Here is a 16,422-nt window from a genome sequence, read left to right as displayed (position 1 = left end):
TTCCGGCTTAGGAATTCACGTCCCAGAAAACGGCAAAATTGTCTCTGCTTGCGATGTCGTCGGCGACGATTTAGATATTTGGCAAACAGTCTCTATTTTTGTGTTGTTAGATGCGATCGAAAATAAAACTACTATTCAAGTCAGACAGGGAAAGCAAATATTAGAAACAGCCTCAAACTTGCTAAACGAACTTGAATCGCAACAAAAACTTTCCTTGAACGACTTGTGTGAAGTAACCCCAGACATCGCACAGCAAGAATCTGAGATCCTCCCCGTCCAGAAAACTCCTAAAAAGCCGTCTAAGAAGAAACGGAAGGAAACGATATGATGAGGACTAAAGTCCTGATTACGAATTGGTTTGTAGTAAGGACTTTAGTCCTGATTAACTGATATCTTTCATCATTCTCAATTACTTGTTTAGGAATGGGTTCTCCGGCCCGTTCCACAATAAAATCAAGTTTTGTGGAACGGGCCGGACAGCCCGTTCTTGACAAGAGTACAACATATAACTATTAACCAACCAATGAGGTAATTGTGCAATATACTTAGATTCCCAACTTCTTGAATAAGTCGGGGATATAATTCGCCCTACTGAGCCTTAAGGCATTTCAGCATCCGCCAAGTAGCCACCACCGCGTAATTCCGGTTTGCAGAATCATCGAAAGCAAACCGATCGCCAATTTCGTTAAGAGCAGAAGCAACAGAACAATAAGAAGACCTTTGAGTAAAAATAGAAGCAGCCCAATAATTCTGATTATCTGAAAAAGTTTTAGACGGTTCTTTAGCAACTAAATCCCGGTTCATTCCCGGGGCAGAGAAACCAAATCCCGCCGCTCGACAGATCACCGCCATCAATTCAGCGCGAGTGACGGACTGCGTAGGTTTAAAAGTTCCATCTTGATAACCGCTAATTATCTTGTTTTCCCGCGCAAATAGAACTTTTCAGGCACTCCAGCGGACAATATCAACATCGCTATAGGGACGGATAGAAACATTGCTAGGAAATGTGATATAGCATCTTGTATTCCTTTCCAGGATTCCAATACTAAAGATACCAATTGCTCTCTGGTAACAGCAAGCTGCGGTCGAAAGGTATTATGTTGAGAAAACCGGGCTACAAACCCAAAGCCCACAGCTTCTTTAATTTCGGAAGCGTAGATATCATCGGTAGCTATCTCCGAATTGTAGAAAAGCGAGTATGGCCTACGGTATTGGTATTTCCTGCGGTATTGGCTGCGGTGATGGCTGCGGTATTGGCTGCGGTGATGGCTGCGGTATTGGCTGTGGTGATAGCTGCGGTACAGGTTGCGGTGATGGCTGCGGTATTGGTATTGGTATTGGCTGCGGTATTGGCTGCGGTATTGCTTCGGTATTGCCTCCGGTATTGCCTCCGGTATTGCCAATTTCTCCCGGTGCGGATTGATTGGTAGTGAAATAAAAGTGGCCTAATGTGCGGCCTTGGTAAGCTCTTTTACTCAAGCGCCAAGCAGGATCGAGACTGATTTTCATGAAGTCGTTAACATCGCCGTTTGTGCGACCGATAACCACCGATTTACTTTGGTAATCTACCGGAGTTCCAATTAGTAGAACATTGCCATCAACAGTTTCCAAAGTTAGGGTGTATTTTAATGCTAAATCGGTGCCTGCCATGCGAATTGAAAAGCCGTTGCTGTCAGTTGCGCGACCACAAATACCGGTAAAATCAAAACTAACTAATAAGGGATCTACTTTCACGGGATTAGACCCACTTTCGGTCCAGCATTTTCGCTTGTCAGAGACTTGTTCTAGAATTAGCAATTGGTAGCCGCCGGAAGGGCGGGGTTGGGCGATGACAATTACTCGGTCTTGGTTAATTTCGGTTTCGTCAAAAGTAAATGCTTTAGCCGAACCGATCGCGCCCAGTGTTAAAATTGCTGAACCTGCCAGTGCGGCCACTGTTCGTACAAGTGAATGTTTCATGATTTTTCCCTATTGGCTCCTGATTGTGATGAGACTTATCTAGAATATAAAAAAGTCGCCCTCTTCCAACAACAAGATAAAATTTTACCATCTCTTGTTCCGGTGGTACCAAGTGCGCTCGATCGGCGATTGTCACGTTGGTGCGTAGTGAAAACTCAATTCCGAGCGAATTTTAGGAGAACTTTCGTCCTTACTACAAAGTTATAACCGTTATTTTAGCGAGGAACTTGATAAGCTATTCGACCTCTAAATTGTATTTTCCGGGGAGGCGGGAGGCCCAATCCACAAGAATTTAAGGGAAATTTACAGTAAAATTTAGATGAGCCTGGACTTATTACTTGCGGGAAACATCGCACTATTGAGCCAAAAAACGGTGCGTTACACTTGGTTAACGCACCCTAAAACAAACATTCAAAAAGTGTCTTTGCCCTCTAGCGGAACATACTGCTAACAGAACTATCTTCGTGAATCCGCCAAATAGTTTCGCCGAGCAAATTGGCTACCGAAAGCACCGTCAACTGCTTAAAACGGTTCTCTTCCGGCACAGGAATTGTATTCGTAACAATTACCTCTTCCAAAACCCCGCTCGACAAACGCTCGATCGCCGGAGGCGAAAACACCGCATGAGTAGCACAAGCATAAACCTGCCTCGCACCCTCGCGGCGCAACAATCTCGCACCTTCAGAAATCGTGCCGGCAGTATCGATCATGTCGTCCACCAACACAGCAGTTTTGCCCCTGACATCACCGATAAGATTCATCACTTCTGCCACGTTGTGAGCTTGGCGGCGCTTGTCAATAATTGCTAGGGGAGCATCACCAAGCTTTTTGGCAAAAGCTCTCGCCCTAGCGACTCCACCAACATCCGGCGAAACCACAACTATATCCGTCAATTGCTTGCTCGCCAGATAATCCAAAAGCACCGGCGAACCGTAAACGTGATCGAAAGGAATGTCAAAATAACCTTGAATCTGAGCCGAGTGCAAATCCATCGCCAAAATGCGACCGGCCCCAGCTTCCGTAATCAAATTAGCCACTAATTTTGCAGTAATCGACTCTCTTCCGGCCGTTTTGCGGTCAGCCCTAGCATATCCGTAATAGGGGATGACGGCAGTAATTTGTCTGGCCGAAGCGCGGCGACAAGCATCGATCATAATTAACAATTCCATGAGGCGATCGTTTACCGGACAGCAAGTTGGCTGAATCAAGTAAACATCGCAACCCCGAATTGATTCTTGAATTTGAACGTAGAGTTCCCCATCAGCAAACCGCTTGCGAACCATCGGCCCCAAATCGATCCCCAGATAGCGAGCCACCTCTTGGGCGAGAGGAACATTAGCAGAACCGGAGAACAGCCGCAGACGGTCATGAGCGGAAACCGGCGGCTCGGGAAGCGGAAGCGGTAAAGTAGCAGAACGGATCACAGCAGGCCTCTTGCAGGACGTTTATTCCATCGCTATCTTACCATCTGAAACTAGAAATATTCAGCCAATTTTTTAAGAGATTTAACATTCGGGGCGGCCACAAGTGTGAAGTTAGGACAATTGAATAGGACTTGCAGAAATATGTCCAACAAATCCGGTTTCAACCCCACATTCGGCTCCCTTAACGGTCACAATCGGTTTTTACTTATTTTTATCCAGCCATAAAACTATGAATTATACTTGAATACCGTACATTAACGGATTAAAAACTTTTTAAAGGCATAATTTATTACTGTAAAGATAGAGTTTTCTGCGTAATTATGCTGTATGACACCCCCAGGGCGTGGAATGTAGGTTCTAGCGAACTCTCGTACTGGCAGAAGTACGATCGCACTTGTGCCCCTACCTCTTAAAGTTCTGGCGTGAGTCAATTTGGGGCATCGGCTGGAAGTCTAGCCGCCCAAAATTCAGTCGAAGGCCGAAGGCATCCGGGTTCAATGCGATAAAAATGCCGCCAACAGGCAATAAACTTGAAAAATACTGTAAAAAAAGTTAAGAATCGGAAGCATACTCCAGATTTTTGATATTGGGCAAAGCAAGGTAGAAATCGATGAGCTTAAGAGAACGCATTGACGCAGAAATCAAAACAGCCATGAAGTCCAAGGACAAAGTTCGCTTGGAAACAGTTCGCGGCATCAAGAAATTTATTCTCGAAAAAGAAGTCAGCCTTCGTCCCTCCGGCCAAGAGACGCTGACAGAAGCTCAAGAAATGGAAATTTTGATGCAAATAGCCAAACAGCGCCGGGATTCGATCGAACAATACCGCAAAGGTGGCCGCGAAGATTTAGTGGCACAAGAGGAGGCGGAGTTGGCAATTGTTGAAGAGTATTTGCCACCGCAGATGTCAGACGAAGAGGTGGGTCAAGTCGTTGACGAAGTGATTGCTTCGGTTGGCGCTACTTCTGCAAAAGATATGGGCAAGGTGATGGGCAAGGCAATGCAGCAGCTTAAAGGCAAAGCAGACGGTAACAGAATTCAAGACATGGTGAAAGCAAAGCTTAGTCAGTAGTCAGTAGTCAGCAGACATCTCCCATAAATAATCTCCAGCTTTATAGAGATGTATAGCCTAGACCGAGGGGCGACAATTTATTAGGGCTAAGGTCAAAAAACCAGGTTTCTACGAAAAATCGTGCATTTCTCCCTTGAGATATTGACGCAGAAACCGGGTTTTCGATCGGATTTGCGGGTTGCAACCTGTTTATCTTCGTGGAAAAACCCGGTTTCTGAGCATCCTTGCGTCCAAGAATGTCAAAAAAATGTAAAATACTTACTTTGGTCGGGACTGGGGACTACAGATAGTGAAGTATGCTCAAGAGCATTAAAGACATAGCATTACTAAGTCTGTGAGCGATCGTCTATTTTTTAACAGTTTCAACTTAAACTTATGCAGCCACCTATTGCTATTGGAACTCTCCTACAAAACCGCTACCGCTTGGTGAATATTTTAGGTCAAGGGGGATTTGGCCGGACTTATTTAGTAGAAGATTTGGGACGGTTTCAAGAACGCTGCGCCCTGAAGGAATTGATCCCAGTGCAAAGCGGGCCTTACGTTTTGGAAAAATCGAAGGAATTGTTTCAAAGAGAGGCGGCAATACTTTACCAAATAGGGCACCCGCAAATTCCCCAGTTTCGAGCAATATTTGAAGAGAACCAGCGTTTGTTTTTAGTGCAGGATTACGTGGAAGGGATGACTTACCGCGAACTGTTGCTCGATCGAACTTCAAATGGTCGCACCTTCACCGAAGCCGAAGTCTTGGTATTTATCCGGCAAATGCTGCCGGTACTCGCTCACATCCACGCGCGCGGCATCATCCACCGCGACATCTCCCCAGAAAATATCATCCTCCGTGAAAACGACAAGTTGCCGGTGCTGATTGACTTTGGAGTGGTGAAGGAACTTGCCACCAAAGTCCAGTCTCCCGAAGGAACAGCCCACGCGACAACTGTCGGTAAAATCGGCTACGCGCCGATGGAACAGTTGCACAGCGGGCGGGCAACAGCCAGCAGCGACCTCTACGCTTTAGCTGTAACGGCGATCGTCCTGCTGACAGGCAAAGAACCGCAGGAATTGCTCGATCAAACAACGCTGCAGTGGAATTGGCAGCAGCGAGTCCAGGTGAGCACGGGTTTGGCTTTGGTGCTGAATCGGATGTTGAGCCGGTCTCCAGGCGATCGATATCAATCTGTCAGCGAAGTCGCCCAAGCACTCGACGCCCAAACTAATCCTAAGCCTAGTCAGCCAACGGTACCGCCCGCGCCAGCAGTGGTACCGACAAACCCTTCGCTAATAGCAACTGTGGCCGTGGGCAGGCCGCCGGAGCCAGCCGCCCCGAGTTCCCCCCCGCCAAACCAGCCAGACCCGTTAAGTGAGCCTGCTGGCGACACTTTTTGGGACAATCCCATCGCTGCGATCGGACTGCTGGCGGGCTTAGTAATCTTGACGGGCTTCGGTTCCTGGGCTTTAGTCGGCTCATTTCTCAACAATTCGCGCCCCAAACCCACTCCGACACCGCCAGCACTGACAAGTCCAACGCCGACACTAACTCCGATACCCAACCCCCTACCTTTGCCAACCCCAACCCCGCAACCTTTGCCGGAACCAACCCCGCAACCTTTGCCGGAACCAAGCCCAGAACCTTTACCAGAACCAACCCTAGAACCTTTGCCGGAACCGGACCCAGAACCTTTGCCGGAACCGAGCCCAGAACCTTTGCCGGAACCGAGCCCAGAACCTTTACCGGAACCAAGCCCAGAACCAAGCCCAGCGCCAACTCCGACACCAAAACCGACGCCCACGCCGACTCCCGCGCCCAAACCGACGCCCAAACCGACGCCCGCACCAACTCCCGCACCAAAACCAACGCCCGCGCCGTCGCCAACACCAGCACCAACACCCGCGCCAACTCCTGCACCGTCGCCGGAACCTGCCCCAACACCCGCACCGTCGCCGGAACCTGCCCCAACACCCGCACCGTCGCCGGAACCGCCCCCAACTGCTGCACCGTCGCCGGAACCGGAACCAGCGCCGTCACCGGAACCAGCACCAACACCCGCACCATCGCCAGAACTCTAAACTTCTGGCAAAATTCCCCTAGACTGAGGTTGATGCCAATTAATTGTTAGCTATTTGCCAATGAACTCCTTGCTAATTGCTGGAACTGATACCGACGCGGGCAAAACTGTTTTGACCAGCGCTCTGGCTGCTTATTGGCAAATGTATTTTCCAGATCGCAGTTTGGGAATTATGAAGCTGTTGCAAACGGGAACGGGCGATCGCGAACTCTACACCCGTTTGTTTTCCCTCGACCAATCCCCCGAAGAACTCAATCCGCTGCACTTTGATGCGCCTCTAGCACCGCCGATTGCGGCCGAACGGGAGGGGAGACGTATCGAACTCGAAAAGGTCTGGACGGCTTGGCAAAGCCTCTCTGAGCGCAAGGATTTTGTGTTGGTGGAAGCTTTGGGAGGGCTGGGATCGCCTGTAACGTGGGAACTGACGGTGGCCGATATTGCCAGGGATTGGCGGCTGAGGGGGGTTTTGGTAGTACCTGTGAGGTTGGGGGCGATCGGGCAAGCTGTAGCGAATGTTGCTCTCGCCAGACACACTGGTTTTAAGCTGAGAGGAATTGTGCTCAATTGCGTTAAAGCTTATTCGGAACAAGAAATTGCCGATTTAGCGCCCGTTGATTTGATCCAGTCGCTGACTCAAATACCTGTGTTGGGTATTTTGCCCCATTTAGATGACCCGACTGACCTTGCTAAATTAGCTAAAATTGCTTCAGATTTAGATTTAGAGCGGTTACTGCCAGGGGTTAATTTAGTTCCTCAGACTTCTAAATAACCCTATTCTCAACACCTCTGTTTCTCATTCTTCTCTTCCTCTGCGTACTCTGCGTGCTCTGCGGTTCATTAAAAAAAAATCTCCTGCACAACTCAGATAAGATTGAAGAAGATTTTCTTTTAACCGCAGAGAGCGCAGAGAGCGCACAGAAAGAGAAGAGAGAGTTTCACAAATTATTCAGAATTGTTATAAGGAGAATAACACATGGTTTCTACTTTACCGAATTTAACCTCTGTCGATTTATCTCAATTGCGGCTGGAGATTAGAAATTTGCAGCCTCAGCTAGTCGAATGGCGTCGCTTTTTGCATCAAAAACCGGAGTTGAGTTTTGATGAAAATTTAACGGCGCAGTTTGTCTCGCAAAAGTTGCAGGAATGGGGAATAGATCATGAAACTAATATTGCTAAAACTGGTATTGTCGCAACTATAGACAGCGGCAAACCGGGACGGGTTTTGGCAATTCGCGCGGATATGGATGCTTTGCCTATTCAAGAAGAAAATGAGGTGGATTATCGATCGCAGCATGATGGAATTATGCACGCTTGTGGCCACGACGGCCACACTGCGATCGCCCTCGGTACTGTCTGTTATCTGGCCAAGCACAAACACAGCTTTTCGGGTAAAGTAAAATTTATCTTTCAGCCCGCCGAAGAAGGGCCAGGAGGCGCAAAACCGATGATTGAAGCGGGAGTTTTAAAGAATCCTGATGTTGATGCGATCGTCGGCTTGCATTTGTGGAACAATCTACCTTTAGGCACTGTAGGCGTCCGCAGCGGCGCGCTGATGGCTGCTGTCGAAGTTTTTGACTGCACGATTTTTGGCAAAGGTGGGCACGGCGCAATGCCACATCAGACTGTGGACTCGATCGTAGTTACAGCCCAAATTGTCAGCGCTTTGCAGGCAATTGTCGCGCGGAATATTGACCCGATCGACTCAGCGGTAGTAACTGTCGGCAAATTCCACGCAGGCCACACCCACAACGTCATTGCCGACACCGCTCAAATCGGTGGCACGGTGCGCTATTTCAATCCAGCATATCAAGGTTATTTTGCAAACCGAATCGAGCAAGTAATTGCCGGAATTTGTCAGAGTCACGGGGCCAATTACCAATTAGATTATTGTGCGCTTTATCCGCCAGTTATTAATGATTCGAGAATAGCTGAATTAGTGCGCGGCGTTGCAGAATCCGTTGTTGAAACCCCTGCAGGAATCGTTCCAGAATGTCAAACAATGGGCGGCGAGGATATGTCGTTCTTTTTGCAAGAAGTCCCCGGTTGCTATTTCTTTTTGGGTTCAGCAAATCCAGAGAAAAACTTGGCTTACCCGCACCATCACCCGCGCTTTGATTTTGATGAAACTGCGCTGGGGATGGGTGTAGAAATGTTTGTGCGGTGTGTGGAAAATTTTTGCGGTTAGCTTTATATGTAGGGTGCGCAGTCCGCACCTTACCGCTATCTAATTATCTAGTTTGAAAGATATTCTGCACCATTTTCTTATCTACACTCGCCGCCGCTTTATCCAATTCGGCAATCTCGCCCGAGTCTAACTCCCACCCCAAAGCACCGATATTTTCCCTCGCCTGTGCCGCAGATTTAGCCCCCGGAATCGGAATAGTTTCTTTGCAGATGCACCAGTTAAGTGCTACCTGCGAAACAGTCTTGTTTCTCAATGCCGCTATTTCTCGCAAACACTCCAAAAGCGATCGCATTCCCGGAAGTAGCTGCTTGCACGCCACACCTCGGATACCTTTAGGAAACGAGCCATTTTCCGAGTATTTACCTGTCAGCAAACCCAAGGCTAGAGGGCTGTAAGCAATCAATTTTATCCCCCATTCATCGCAAACATCTTTCAACCCAAGTTCAGTCACCGGATAGGTAGAAAGTAGCGAATATTGCACTTGTAAAGTAACAATAGGAATTTGGCGATCGCGAAATTTTCGATGCACCCATTTCAGCCGTTTCGGCCCGTAATTAGACAAGCCCACTCCCTTGACCAATCCTTGCTCGTAAAGGTCAGCCAAACCGTCTAAAAGAGCCCCCTCTTGCCAAGGAGCGTAATTGGCTGTAGACCAGTGCATTTGTACCAAATCTACATTTTTTCCGAGGCGCCCAGCAGAGGCTTTGCAAGCCGATATCATTGATTGTCGCGTCAGCCTCCAAGGATAAGCAGCCAGTTTTGTCGCAATACAAATACTGTCTTTATTTTTACCTTGGTATTGTTGAGAAAACAGCCCCAAAAGCTGCTCGCTGCGTCCGTTTAATTTCCCTGTTCCGTAAGAGTCGCCGGTATCGAATAAAGTGACGCCGTTACTAACACACAGATTGAAAACGGCTTGCAATTCGTCGTCCATGCTTTCATTGTAGCCCCAGAGAAATCTGTTGCCCCAGGCCCAAGTGCCACAGCCCATTTTTGGAAGTAAAAGTTTTTGGTTAGTTTGCATTTTTATTGATGATTAATGATTGATCTCGCGGTAAGGTGCGCTGTGCACACCCTACTTTTTAATTATGTTACGTGGTTGGCGAGGGCGAAGGTGCAGTGTTTTTAATAGGTTGCTCTGGCTTAGCTTTCGGGTCTGGTTTGGGTGGCGCAGGCGGAGGGAAAGTCGCCGCGCGTCTGGGTATTTGTAGCGCTGTTCTGAATGCAGAAGACGGGAAGAAAGCACTAAATTGAGAAAGTCGATGAGCGAGGGGTTCTGGTGCATATTCCCACAAGCTTTCGTAGTAGAAGAAAGCGACACCTAAGCCGTATCCTTGGACTGCTTGCACCTGAGATTTAATTTGGTGAATCGGTACTGGGTTATTCCTCAAACCTGTCATAATCCCAACTCCGGTGGGAATTTTTTGCTGTGCTTCTTGCATTTCTGGACGGTTAATCTTGTCCACAAATGATTCTAGATTGGGACGGTAGACTTGCACGATTAGCTCGTCGGCAATATCCAAATGCACCCAAGCCAGCCAATCTTGTAGGTGATGTTTGTAAGCAAAATCGTAATAATTGGGAGAAACCGAGAAAATTGCATGGGGTTTGACTGCTTTGACGGCTTGATTTAGCTGTGACATAAAAGCGGTAATTTTATTTGCTCGCCACTGCACCCAGGCTGGATTTTGAAAATCTTTTGGCGGAGCTTTTTTTGTTTCTTTGGTATACAAAGCAACTGTGTAGTCATCGTAGCCAAATTCCGACGGCAAACTCATGTGATCGTCAAATTGTATGCCGTCTGCGTTATATTGAGTGGTGATTTCTAGTACGAGTTCGGTAATGAATTGCTGGACTTCTGGATGAAAGGGATTGAGCCAAACTACTTCCCCGCCCGCGTCGTTTGATGTTTGGCTGCCGTCCTGTTTTTGTGTCAGCCACTCGGGATGATTAGAGGCTAATTCTGATGTGGGAGGAGCCATGAAACCAAACTCAAACCAAGGAATCACTAACAGGCCTTGGCGGTGAGCTTGATCGATTAAATCGGCGAGCATATCTTGTCCGTCTAACCCTCTGTAAACAAAGGGTTGAATGTCTCTTTGCTGCGCTACATAGCTGGGATACATTGCATAGCCAGAATTCCAGGCTACAGGATAAATAGTGTTGAAATTTAACCGCTTTAATTGGCTGACAGCATCTCCTAGTTTGCGACGATCTCTGAGGATGTCTTTGTCGTTTGTCGTCATCCAAACGCCGCGAATTTCCTGGCGGGGTTGCTGGGCGATCGCCGGAATGAAGTTGTTCGCCAGCAATACTATAATGAATGAGAGGGCAAACAGAAGCGGGAAAAGAGTTTTAATCGATCGCTGCCAACTGCGCGGAATGATGCGTAATGTCATAGTTTTGAATGGTGAGTTAGCTATTGAAACACACCCCGGCATAATTTGGTGATAAAATTTGCTCGCTCTACAGTCTACAGCTATTTGCGCTGAATGTGGAATCAATTAAGCGAAATGGATGGATTGATGTGCTCCGATCGCAACTGAGCGAATTATAATCTCTGAGACAGAGGGTAAGTAGCAGCATTCTGTCTAACTGCTGGGAAATCATTAATTACGCACTGCCAGCTATCCTTACCGGAGAGTGCGGCCTGCCGGAGTGCGAGTGCTGTACAATATTGGTGCTGAAACATTTCGAGCGAACATCTGTAATTGTGAAAGATTTAGTCTTAATTGGTGGCGGTCACAGTCATGCTATTGTATTAAAAATGTTCGGTTTCAAACCGCTGCCGGGAGTGCGTTTAACTTTGATTAGCGACGTGCTGCACGCGCCTTATTCGGGGATGCTGCCGGGGCACGTTGCCGGGTTTTACGATTATGATGAATGTCACATCGATTTGTGCTCGCTCGCTGAATTTGCCAGGTGTCAAATAGTCGTCGATCGGGCGATCGCGATCGACTTTAACAAAAATTTAGTTATTTGTCAAACTCGCTCCCCGGTTAATTTTGATGTGCTTTCTGTGGATATCGGCAGCACTCCTGCGACTTTATCTGTAGCGGGTGCCGCAGAATATGCAATTGCAGCTAAACCCGTACCGGAGTTTTTAGCTAGCTGGAATCAGTTAATTTCCGAAAGGCAAAACCATCCCCAAAAACCGCTGAGGATCGCCATTGTCGGTGGCGGTGCAGGCGGCGTAGAATTAGCATTAAATATGCAATCTCGATTGGGGAAGGAAGAGGGAAGAAGGAAGAAGAAAGAAGGAATAGGGAAGAAGGAAGAAGGAATAGGGAACAGGGAAGAAAATTTAGAAAATTTATCATCAGAAATTCATTTGTTTCACAGCGGTGCTGAATTAATGCCTGCACATAACCATCGAGTGCGTCGCCGCATTCAAGAAATTCTTATCACTCGCGGCATTCAATTGCATTTAAAGGAAAAAGTCTGTCGTGTAAAAAAGATTGAGAGAGAAACCAATCCTCAATTCCCTAGCGATTACCAAATTTCCTGTAAATCAGGTTTAGAATTAGAGTGCGATCGCATTTTTTTGGTGACACAAGCATCGGCAGCTAATTGGATAAGAGAATCCGGTTTAGCAGCAGACTCAAACGGCTTTATGCAAGTCAACGATTGCCTGCAATCAGTGTCTCATCCCAACGTATTCGGGGCTGGCGATATCGCTGCGATGGTTAATTGTCCCCGTCCCAAAGCAGGCGTGTTTGCAGTGCGTCAGGGCAAACCGCTGTTTGAAAATTTGCAGCAGTTTTTATTGGAAAAACCGCTGAAACCCTTTGCGCCGCAAGAACAATACTTAGGGTTAATTGGTACTGGGAATAAAAGGGCGATCGCATCTCGCGGTAATTTCATGTGGGAATCACGGTTGTTGTGGTACTGGAAAGATTGGATCGATCGCCAATTTATGCAAAAATTTAGCAATCTGCCCAAAACCCGCAATACCAAATAACAATACATTCAGATATTCTCCTCTCTTCCTCTGCGTCCTCTGCGTCCTCTGCGGTAAATAAAAAAAGTCTTATTCAAAAAAACCTTTAAGCTTGCTATAGTAATATCAGAAGTAAAAAAAACTAACTATGTTACGAAAAATTGGATTTTGGCTGCTTTGGATTGCATTTACCACCTACGCCTTTGTATTTGCACCACCCGATAACCCAGAAACCATCACACTCATTACCAATCTTTCCACAGGCAAAATAGCAGACATCAACCCTTTAATTGTAGCGTTGTTCAACATCATGGGAGTCTGGCCACTCATCTACAGTTGCGTGCTGTTTGCTGACGGTCGAGGACAGAAAATACCTGCATGGTTGTTTGCCGTTTTATCCTTTGGCGTCGGCGCGTTTGCCTTGCTGCCTTATTTAGCCCTGCGCGAACCTAATCCAGAATTTTCTGGTCATAAAAATATCTTTTTAAAGATATTAGACTCCCGTTTTACTGGAATTTTCTTAACATTAGCTGCTGTGGGTTTAGTTGCCTTTGGCTTGACAAAAGGCGATTGGTCTGATTTTTTTTTCCAGTGGCAAACCAACCGTTTTATCCACGTAATGACTTTAGACTTTTGTATGCTTTGCCTACTATTTCCTGCCTTATTAGGAGACGATATGGCCCGCCGAGGAATGCAGAGTTCTACAGCATTTTGGGCGGTAACATTAGTACCGCTGTTCGGGCAGCTGGCTTATCTGTGTACGCGCCAACCCCTGCAGGAAACTAATACTGAAACTGTTACAAATTAGACAGCCGTGCAGCAAATCCTCAGTTTAATATAGGAATCAATCACAAGTAATCAGACAAGAAACAGGCAAGATGCCTGTTTCACAATAAGTAAGTTTTCTTGTGGACCATGGCTCTGACCAATGCCCATGAAAAACTGATTACAAATAGTCCCAAATCTGTGTATTAATTTAATTAATTATCTCCAAATCGCTAGCAAATGAAAAAGTTTCCTATCGTTGGCATCACAACATACAACCGCTGTCCAGCAGGCGAATATCGCTTAAATGGAACTTATATTGATGCAGTTCAGGCGGCTGGTGGCATTCCGATTTTATTGCCTCCCAATCAATTAGATCCGGCTAGTATTTTGGATGCAGTAGATGGTTTGATTTTTTCCGGGGGCGGAGATATCAACCCAGAACTTTATGGCGGTTATGTCGATCGCACAGTTTACTCGGTTAATGCAGAACGCGACAATTTTGAATTAAACTTAGCAAAGCTAGCTTTGAAGGCTGACATACCTGTGTTGGGAATTTGCCGGGGAATGCAAATGTTGAACGTAGCCAGCGGCGGCAGTTTGGTGATTCACGTACCGGATGCTTACGGAGATGAGGTTAATCACGGATCGGGAATTCCGCCACGTGCGATCGAGCATACCATTGAAATTGAGCCAAACAGTCGGCTAGCAAAAATTATGGGAAAAACTTCCACAACAGTTGTTTCCTGGCATCATCAAGCAGTGCGGAAAGTAACATCCGATTGGCGAATTGTAGCCAATGCACCTGACACTTTGGTGGAAGCAATGGAGCACTGCTATCACCCTTGGATGATAGCAATTCAATGGCATCCGGAAATGTCGCCAAACTGTTCGTTCAACTCTCGAATTTTTCAGGCTTTCGTAGAAGCAGCAGCTTCAAGATTTATGAATTCTACCAAGTCCGAATCAAAGGCAATTCATACATTTTGATAGTCACTTATTCTTGATAGTCAGTATCTATTTCAATATCCAGGGTATCTTCATCTATTCTGACATAAAGAACATTAGGGCGACAGCAAACCTGACAATCTTCGATATAAGATTGCTCCATACCACCGCTGATATCAACAAAAGTTGTACTCGGTTCGCCGCAGAAAGCACAGTAATATTCAGCCGTTGTTTGCATCTTTTTCGCACTCTCTTTTTGTGACTTCGTGGCGGTAGCGAAACATATCTGTTAACCGCATTTCCACCCACCAACCTAACAACAAATCGACAATCGGGCCGCCCGGTATCGAAAATGCGATCGCATCTGTCAATCTAGTGTTGCCATTTTCTGAGGTAAACTCGTGTCGGTGAATCCAACGTGCCATCGGCCCCTCAGTTTGTTCATCAACAAACAAGCGATATTGTTCGCACTCAGTGTGAGTCGCCACCCATTTTATAGGAATCGGGCCCAATAACAGGCGAAATTCTGATACAGCACCCACATCGAGTCCCCCTTCGCGGCGAATGATTTTCACCGGTTGCCAAGGCGGAGTCAAAAGTTGCAGAATATCCGGCCTTTCGTGAAAGTTCCAGACTGCTTCAACGGTGGCATTAATCAGCGACGAATATTTAAAATTGGGCATTGTATCGTTGGGCTAGACAGTTAAGTGCGATCGCGTTTCAGCATTTGCAGTATTATCCTCTGTATCAGTACAAACAGCAACCGTTAGTTTCAATCTTTTGTAGCCGGCTATTTGCTAAGTCGTCAACTGCAAATCCTTCGTCCTAAAATGACTCGTCGCGTCAGCCAAATGCTTCTTCAAAGTCGCTTCCGGTAGCGGCCCTTTTAAATGACTCCAAGGCAAAACCTGATCCAATTCCCACTCTTGAAAAACATAAAAATCCATCTCCGGCAACTGTCCCCGCAACTCCTTAAACGCCCGCCGATAACTGCCCAAAGTATCGCCGTAATGCCGCACTAATTCCAACAGCCGAGATAACCGCCGATCGCCCTTTGACAACAAACCCTGAATCACCGACCAGTTATAGCTTTCAGGTCTAAATTCTAAACCTAACTTCCGCAATTCTTTATCTAAAAACTTCAGCCTCTTCTCCGCATCTTTATTCACTCCAAACCACTGAAAAGGAGTGTGAGATTTCGGGACAAAAGTGCTGCATCCCAGAGTCAACCGCAAACCGGGAGCAGCTTTTCTAATCGCCCGCATCATCGCCACCGTCTCCTCTAAATCCTCCATTTCTTCACCAGGAATTCCCGCCATTCCGTAAAGTTTAATCCCCTTTAGACCGCCAGCTTTAGCATTGATAGCAGCTTGAATAATTTCATCATTAGTGAGTTTTTTGTTAACGATTGTGCGGAGGCGATCGCTCCCGCTTTCCACCGCAATTGTCACCGATTTGCTGTCTCTGTTGGTCAATATTTCTGCTAGCTTAACTGTCACCGTATTCGTCCTTACCGAAGAAAGACTCAGCCGCACGCCGTCGTATTTCGGATGATTCAAATGATCCAGCAACGCTTCAAATTCCGGGTGCTGAGTGACCGAAGCACCCAACAAACCCAAACGATTAGTCACAGCTAAACCGCGATCGATCGCCGGAATTAGCGAAGCCTCCAAACTCGCAGTTCTAAAAGGCAAAGTCAGATAACTTGCCAAACAAAAACGGCACATTTCTGGACAACTCCGAACCACCTCCACCATGTAAATATTTTCCCAAGCAGCTTTTTCTGTCACCACAGTGGAAGCAGATAAAGTATTGCCGCGATAAGTCTGTTTTTCAACCATACTGGGAATTCCCGAATCGACAGGCTGAATCGATTTAATACCCTCAGCCGCATCCAGATAAGTTACTTCGTACAAACTGGGGACGTAAACTCCCGGAACTTGGGCTAAATGCCGCAATTTACTGTGTCTGTCGGCGGTACGGACTTCTTTACAAGCATCAATAAAATTGTCTATGAGATGTTCGCCATCTCCCAGCAAAATCACATCAAAAAAATCGGCAAAAGGTTC

General features: G+C 46.7%; 15 protein-coding genes and 2 pseudogenes. 8 read left to right on the top strand and 9 right to left on the bottom strand.

All coding sequences use genetic code 11. From position 1 onward, the window contains the following. Nucleotides 1–328: pseudogene (locus QUA38_RS08610) on the top strand (hypothetical protein); the annotation flags it as partial. 260 nt (nt 329–588) lie between these two features. Here the strand turns inward: QUA38_RS08610 and QUA38_RS08605 are convergent. From QUA38_RS08605 to QUA38_RS08595, 4 genes and pseudogenes are all read right to left on the bottom strand, one after another. After that, complete coding sequence (locus QUA38_RS08605; RefSeq protein ID WP_333160880.1) at nt 589–804, bottom strand: hypothetical protein; 216 nt, start codon at nt 802–804, stop codon at nt 589–591. A gap of 60 nt (nt 805–864) precedes the next feature. Continuing rightward, nucleotides 865–918, bottom strand: a pseudogene (locus QUA38_RS29305) (S-layer homology domain-containing protein); the annotation flags it as partial. A 285-nt stretch (nt 919–1,203) separates the two neighbouring features. Next, nucleotides 1,204–1,959: a DUF3747 domain-containing protein gene (locus tag QUA38_RS08600; protein ID WP_333160879.1), complete on the bottom strand. Its 756-nt coding sequence runs from the start codon at nt 1,957–1,959 to the stop codon at nt 1,204–1,206. 431 nt (nt 1,960–2,390) lie between these two features. Beyond that, complete coding sequence (locus tag QUA38_RS08595) at nt 2,391–3,383, bottom strand: ribose-phosphate pyrophosphokinase (protein WP_006635514.1); 993 nt, start codon at nt 3,381–3,383, stop codon at nt 2,391–2,393. A 610-nt stretch (nt 3,384–3,993) separates the two neighbouring features. Between QUA38_RS08595 and QUA38_RS08590 the strand changes: the two genes are divergently transcribed. The 4 genes from QUA38_RS08590 (at nt 3,994) to QUA38_RS08575 (ending at nt 8,700) form a co-directional block, all read left to right on the top strand. Continuing rightward, nucleotides 3,994–4,452 carry a GatB/YqeY domain-containing protein gene (locus QUA38_RS08590; protein WP_333160878.1) on the top strand — a complete coding sequence of 153 codons (459 nt, stop codon included), beginning with the start codon at nt 3,994–3,996 and terminating at the stop codon, nt 4,450–4,452. A 375-nt stretch (nt 4,453–4,827) separates the two neighbouring features. Beyond that, nucleotides 4,828–6,516, top strand: coding sequence for a serine/threonine-protein kinase (locus QUA38_RS08585; RefSeq protein ID WP_333160876.1), 1,689 nt, complete (start codon nt 4,828–4,830; stop codon nt 6,514–6,516). A gap of 60 nt (nt 6,517–6,576) precedes the next feature. Beyond that, a complete protein-coding gene (gene bioD / locus QUA38_RS08580) occupies nt 6,577–7,284 on the top strand; it encodes a dethiobiotin synthase (RefSeq protein WP_333160874.1) in 708 nt (235 codons plus the stop codon). Between the two features lie 204 nt (nt 7,285–7,488). Then, nucleotides 7,489–8,700 carry a M20 family metallopeptidase gene (locus tag QUA38_RS08575; protein WP_333160872.1) on the top strand — a complete coding sequence of 404 codons (1,212 nt, stop codon included), beginning with the start codon at nt 7,489–7,491 and terminating at the stop codon, nt 8,698–8,700. Between the two features lie 43 nt (nt 8,701–8,743). On the opposite strand, the gene QUA38_RS08570 is transcribed toward QUA38_RS08575, so the two are convergent. Continuing rightward, complete coding sequence (locus QUA38_RS08570; RefSeq protein ID WP_333160870.1) at nt 8,744–9,724, bottom strand: aldo/keto reductase; 981 nt, start codon at nt 9,722–9,724, stop codon at nt 8,744–8,746. A gap of 67 nt (nt 9,725–9,791) precedes the next feature. Next, complete coding sequence (locus QUA38_RS08565; protein ID WP_333160884.1) at nt 9,792–11,183, bottom strand: glycoside hydrolase family 10 protein; 1,392 nt, start codon at nt 11,181–11,183, stop codon at nt 9,792–9,794. Nucleotides 11,184–11,413: 230 nt separating this feature from the next. Here QUA38_RS08565 and QUA38_RS08560 point away from each other — a divergent pair, with 230 nt between their 5' ends. The 3 genes from QUA38_RS08560 (at nt 11,414) to QUA38_RS08550 (ending at nt 14,395) form a co-directional block, all read left to right on the top strand. Further along, nucleotides 11,414–12,661 carry an FAD-dependent oxidoreductase gene (locus QUA38_RS08560; protein ID WP_333160868.1) on the top strand — a complete coding sequence of 416 codons (1,248 nt, stop codon included), beginning with the start codon at nt 11,414–11,416 and terminating at the stop codon, nt 12,659–12,661. A 127-nt stretch (nt 12,662–12,788) separates the two neighbouring features. Further along, the gene (locus tag QUA38_RS08555) at nt 12,789–13,448 is read left to right on the top strand and encodes a DUF2834 domain-containing protein (protein ID WP_333160866.1); all 660 of its coding nucleotides are present in this window, start codon (nt 12,789–12,791) and stop codon (nt 13,446–13,448) included. A gap of 197 nt (nt 13,449–13,645) precedes the next feature. Then, nucleotides 13,646–14,395 carry a gamma-glutamyl-gamma-aminobutyrate hydrolase family protein gene (locus QUA38_RS08550; protein ID WP_333160864.1) on the top strand — a complete coding sequence of 250 codons (750 nt, stop codon included), beginning with the start codon at nt 13,646–13,648 and terminating at the stop codon, nt 14,393–14,395. A gap of 7 nt (nt 14,396–14,402) precedes the next feature. Here the strand turns inward: QUA38_RS08550 and QUA38_RS08545 are convergent, their stop codons facing one another. The 3 genes from QUA38_RS08545 to QUA38_RS08535 form a co-directional block, all read right to left on the bottom strand. Then, nucleotides 14,403–14,591 carry a CPXCG motif-containing cysteine-rich protein gene (locus QUA38_RS08545; protein WP_006635525.1) on the bottom strand — a complete coding sequence of 63 codons (189 nt, stop codon included), beginning with the start codon at nt 14,589–14,591 and terminating at the stop codon, nt 14,403–14,405. Then, on the bottom strand, nt 14,575–15,036 hold the full coding sequence (locus QUA38_RS08540; protein WP_333160862.1) for an SRPBCC family protein: 462 nt from the start codon (nt 15,034–15,036) through the stop codon (nt 14,575–14,577). Before QUA38_RS08540 ends, QUA38_RS08545 begins: the two co-directional genes overlap by 17 nt. Before the next feature lie 114 nt (nt 15,037–15,150). Next, on the bottom strand, nt 15,151–16,422 hold a 1,272-nt coding region (locus QUA38_RS08535), incomplete at its 5' end, for a radical SAM protein (protein WP_333160860.1).

It is taken from the genome of Microcoleus sp. Pol12B4, from assembly GCF_036701385.1.
Taxonomy (GTDB): Bacteria; Cyanobacteriota; Cyanobacteriia; order Cyanobacteriales; family Microcoleaceae; genus Microcoleus.
The sequence above is the reverse complement of the archived record's forward strand: the minus strand, read 5'-3'. Positions and strand labels throughout refer to the sequence as shown.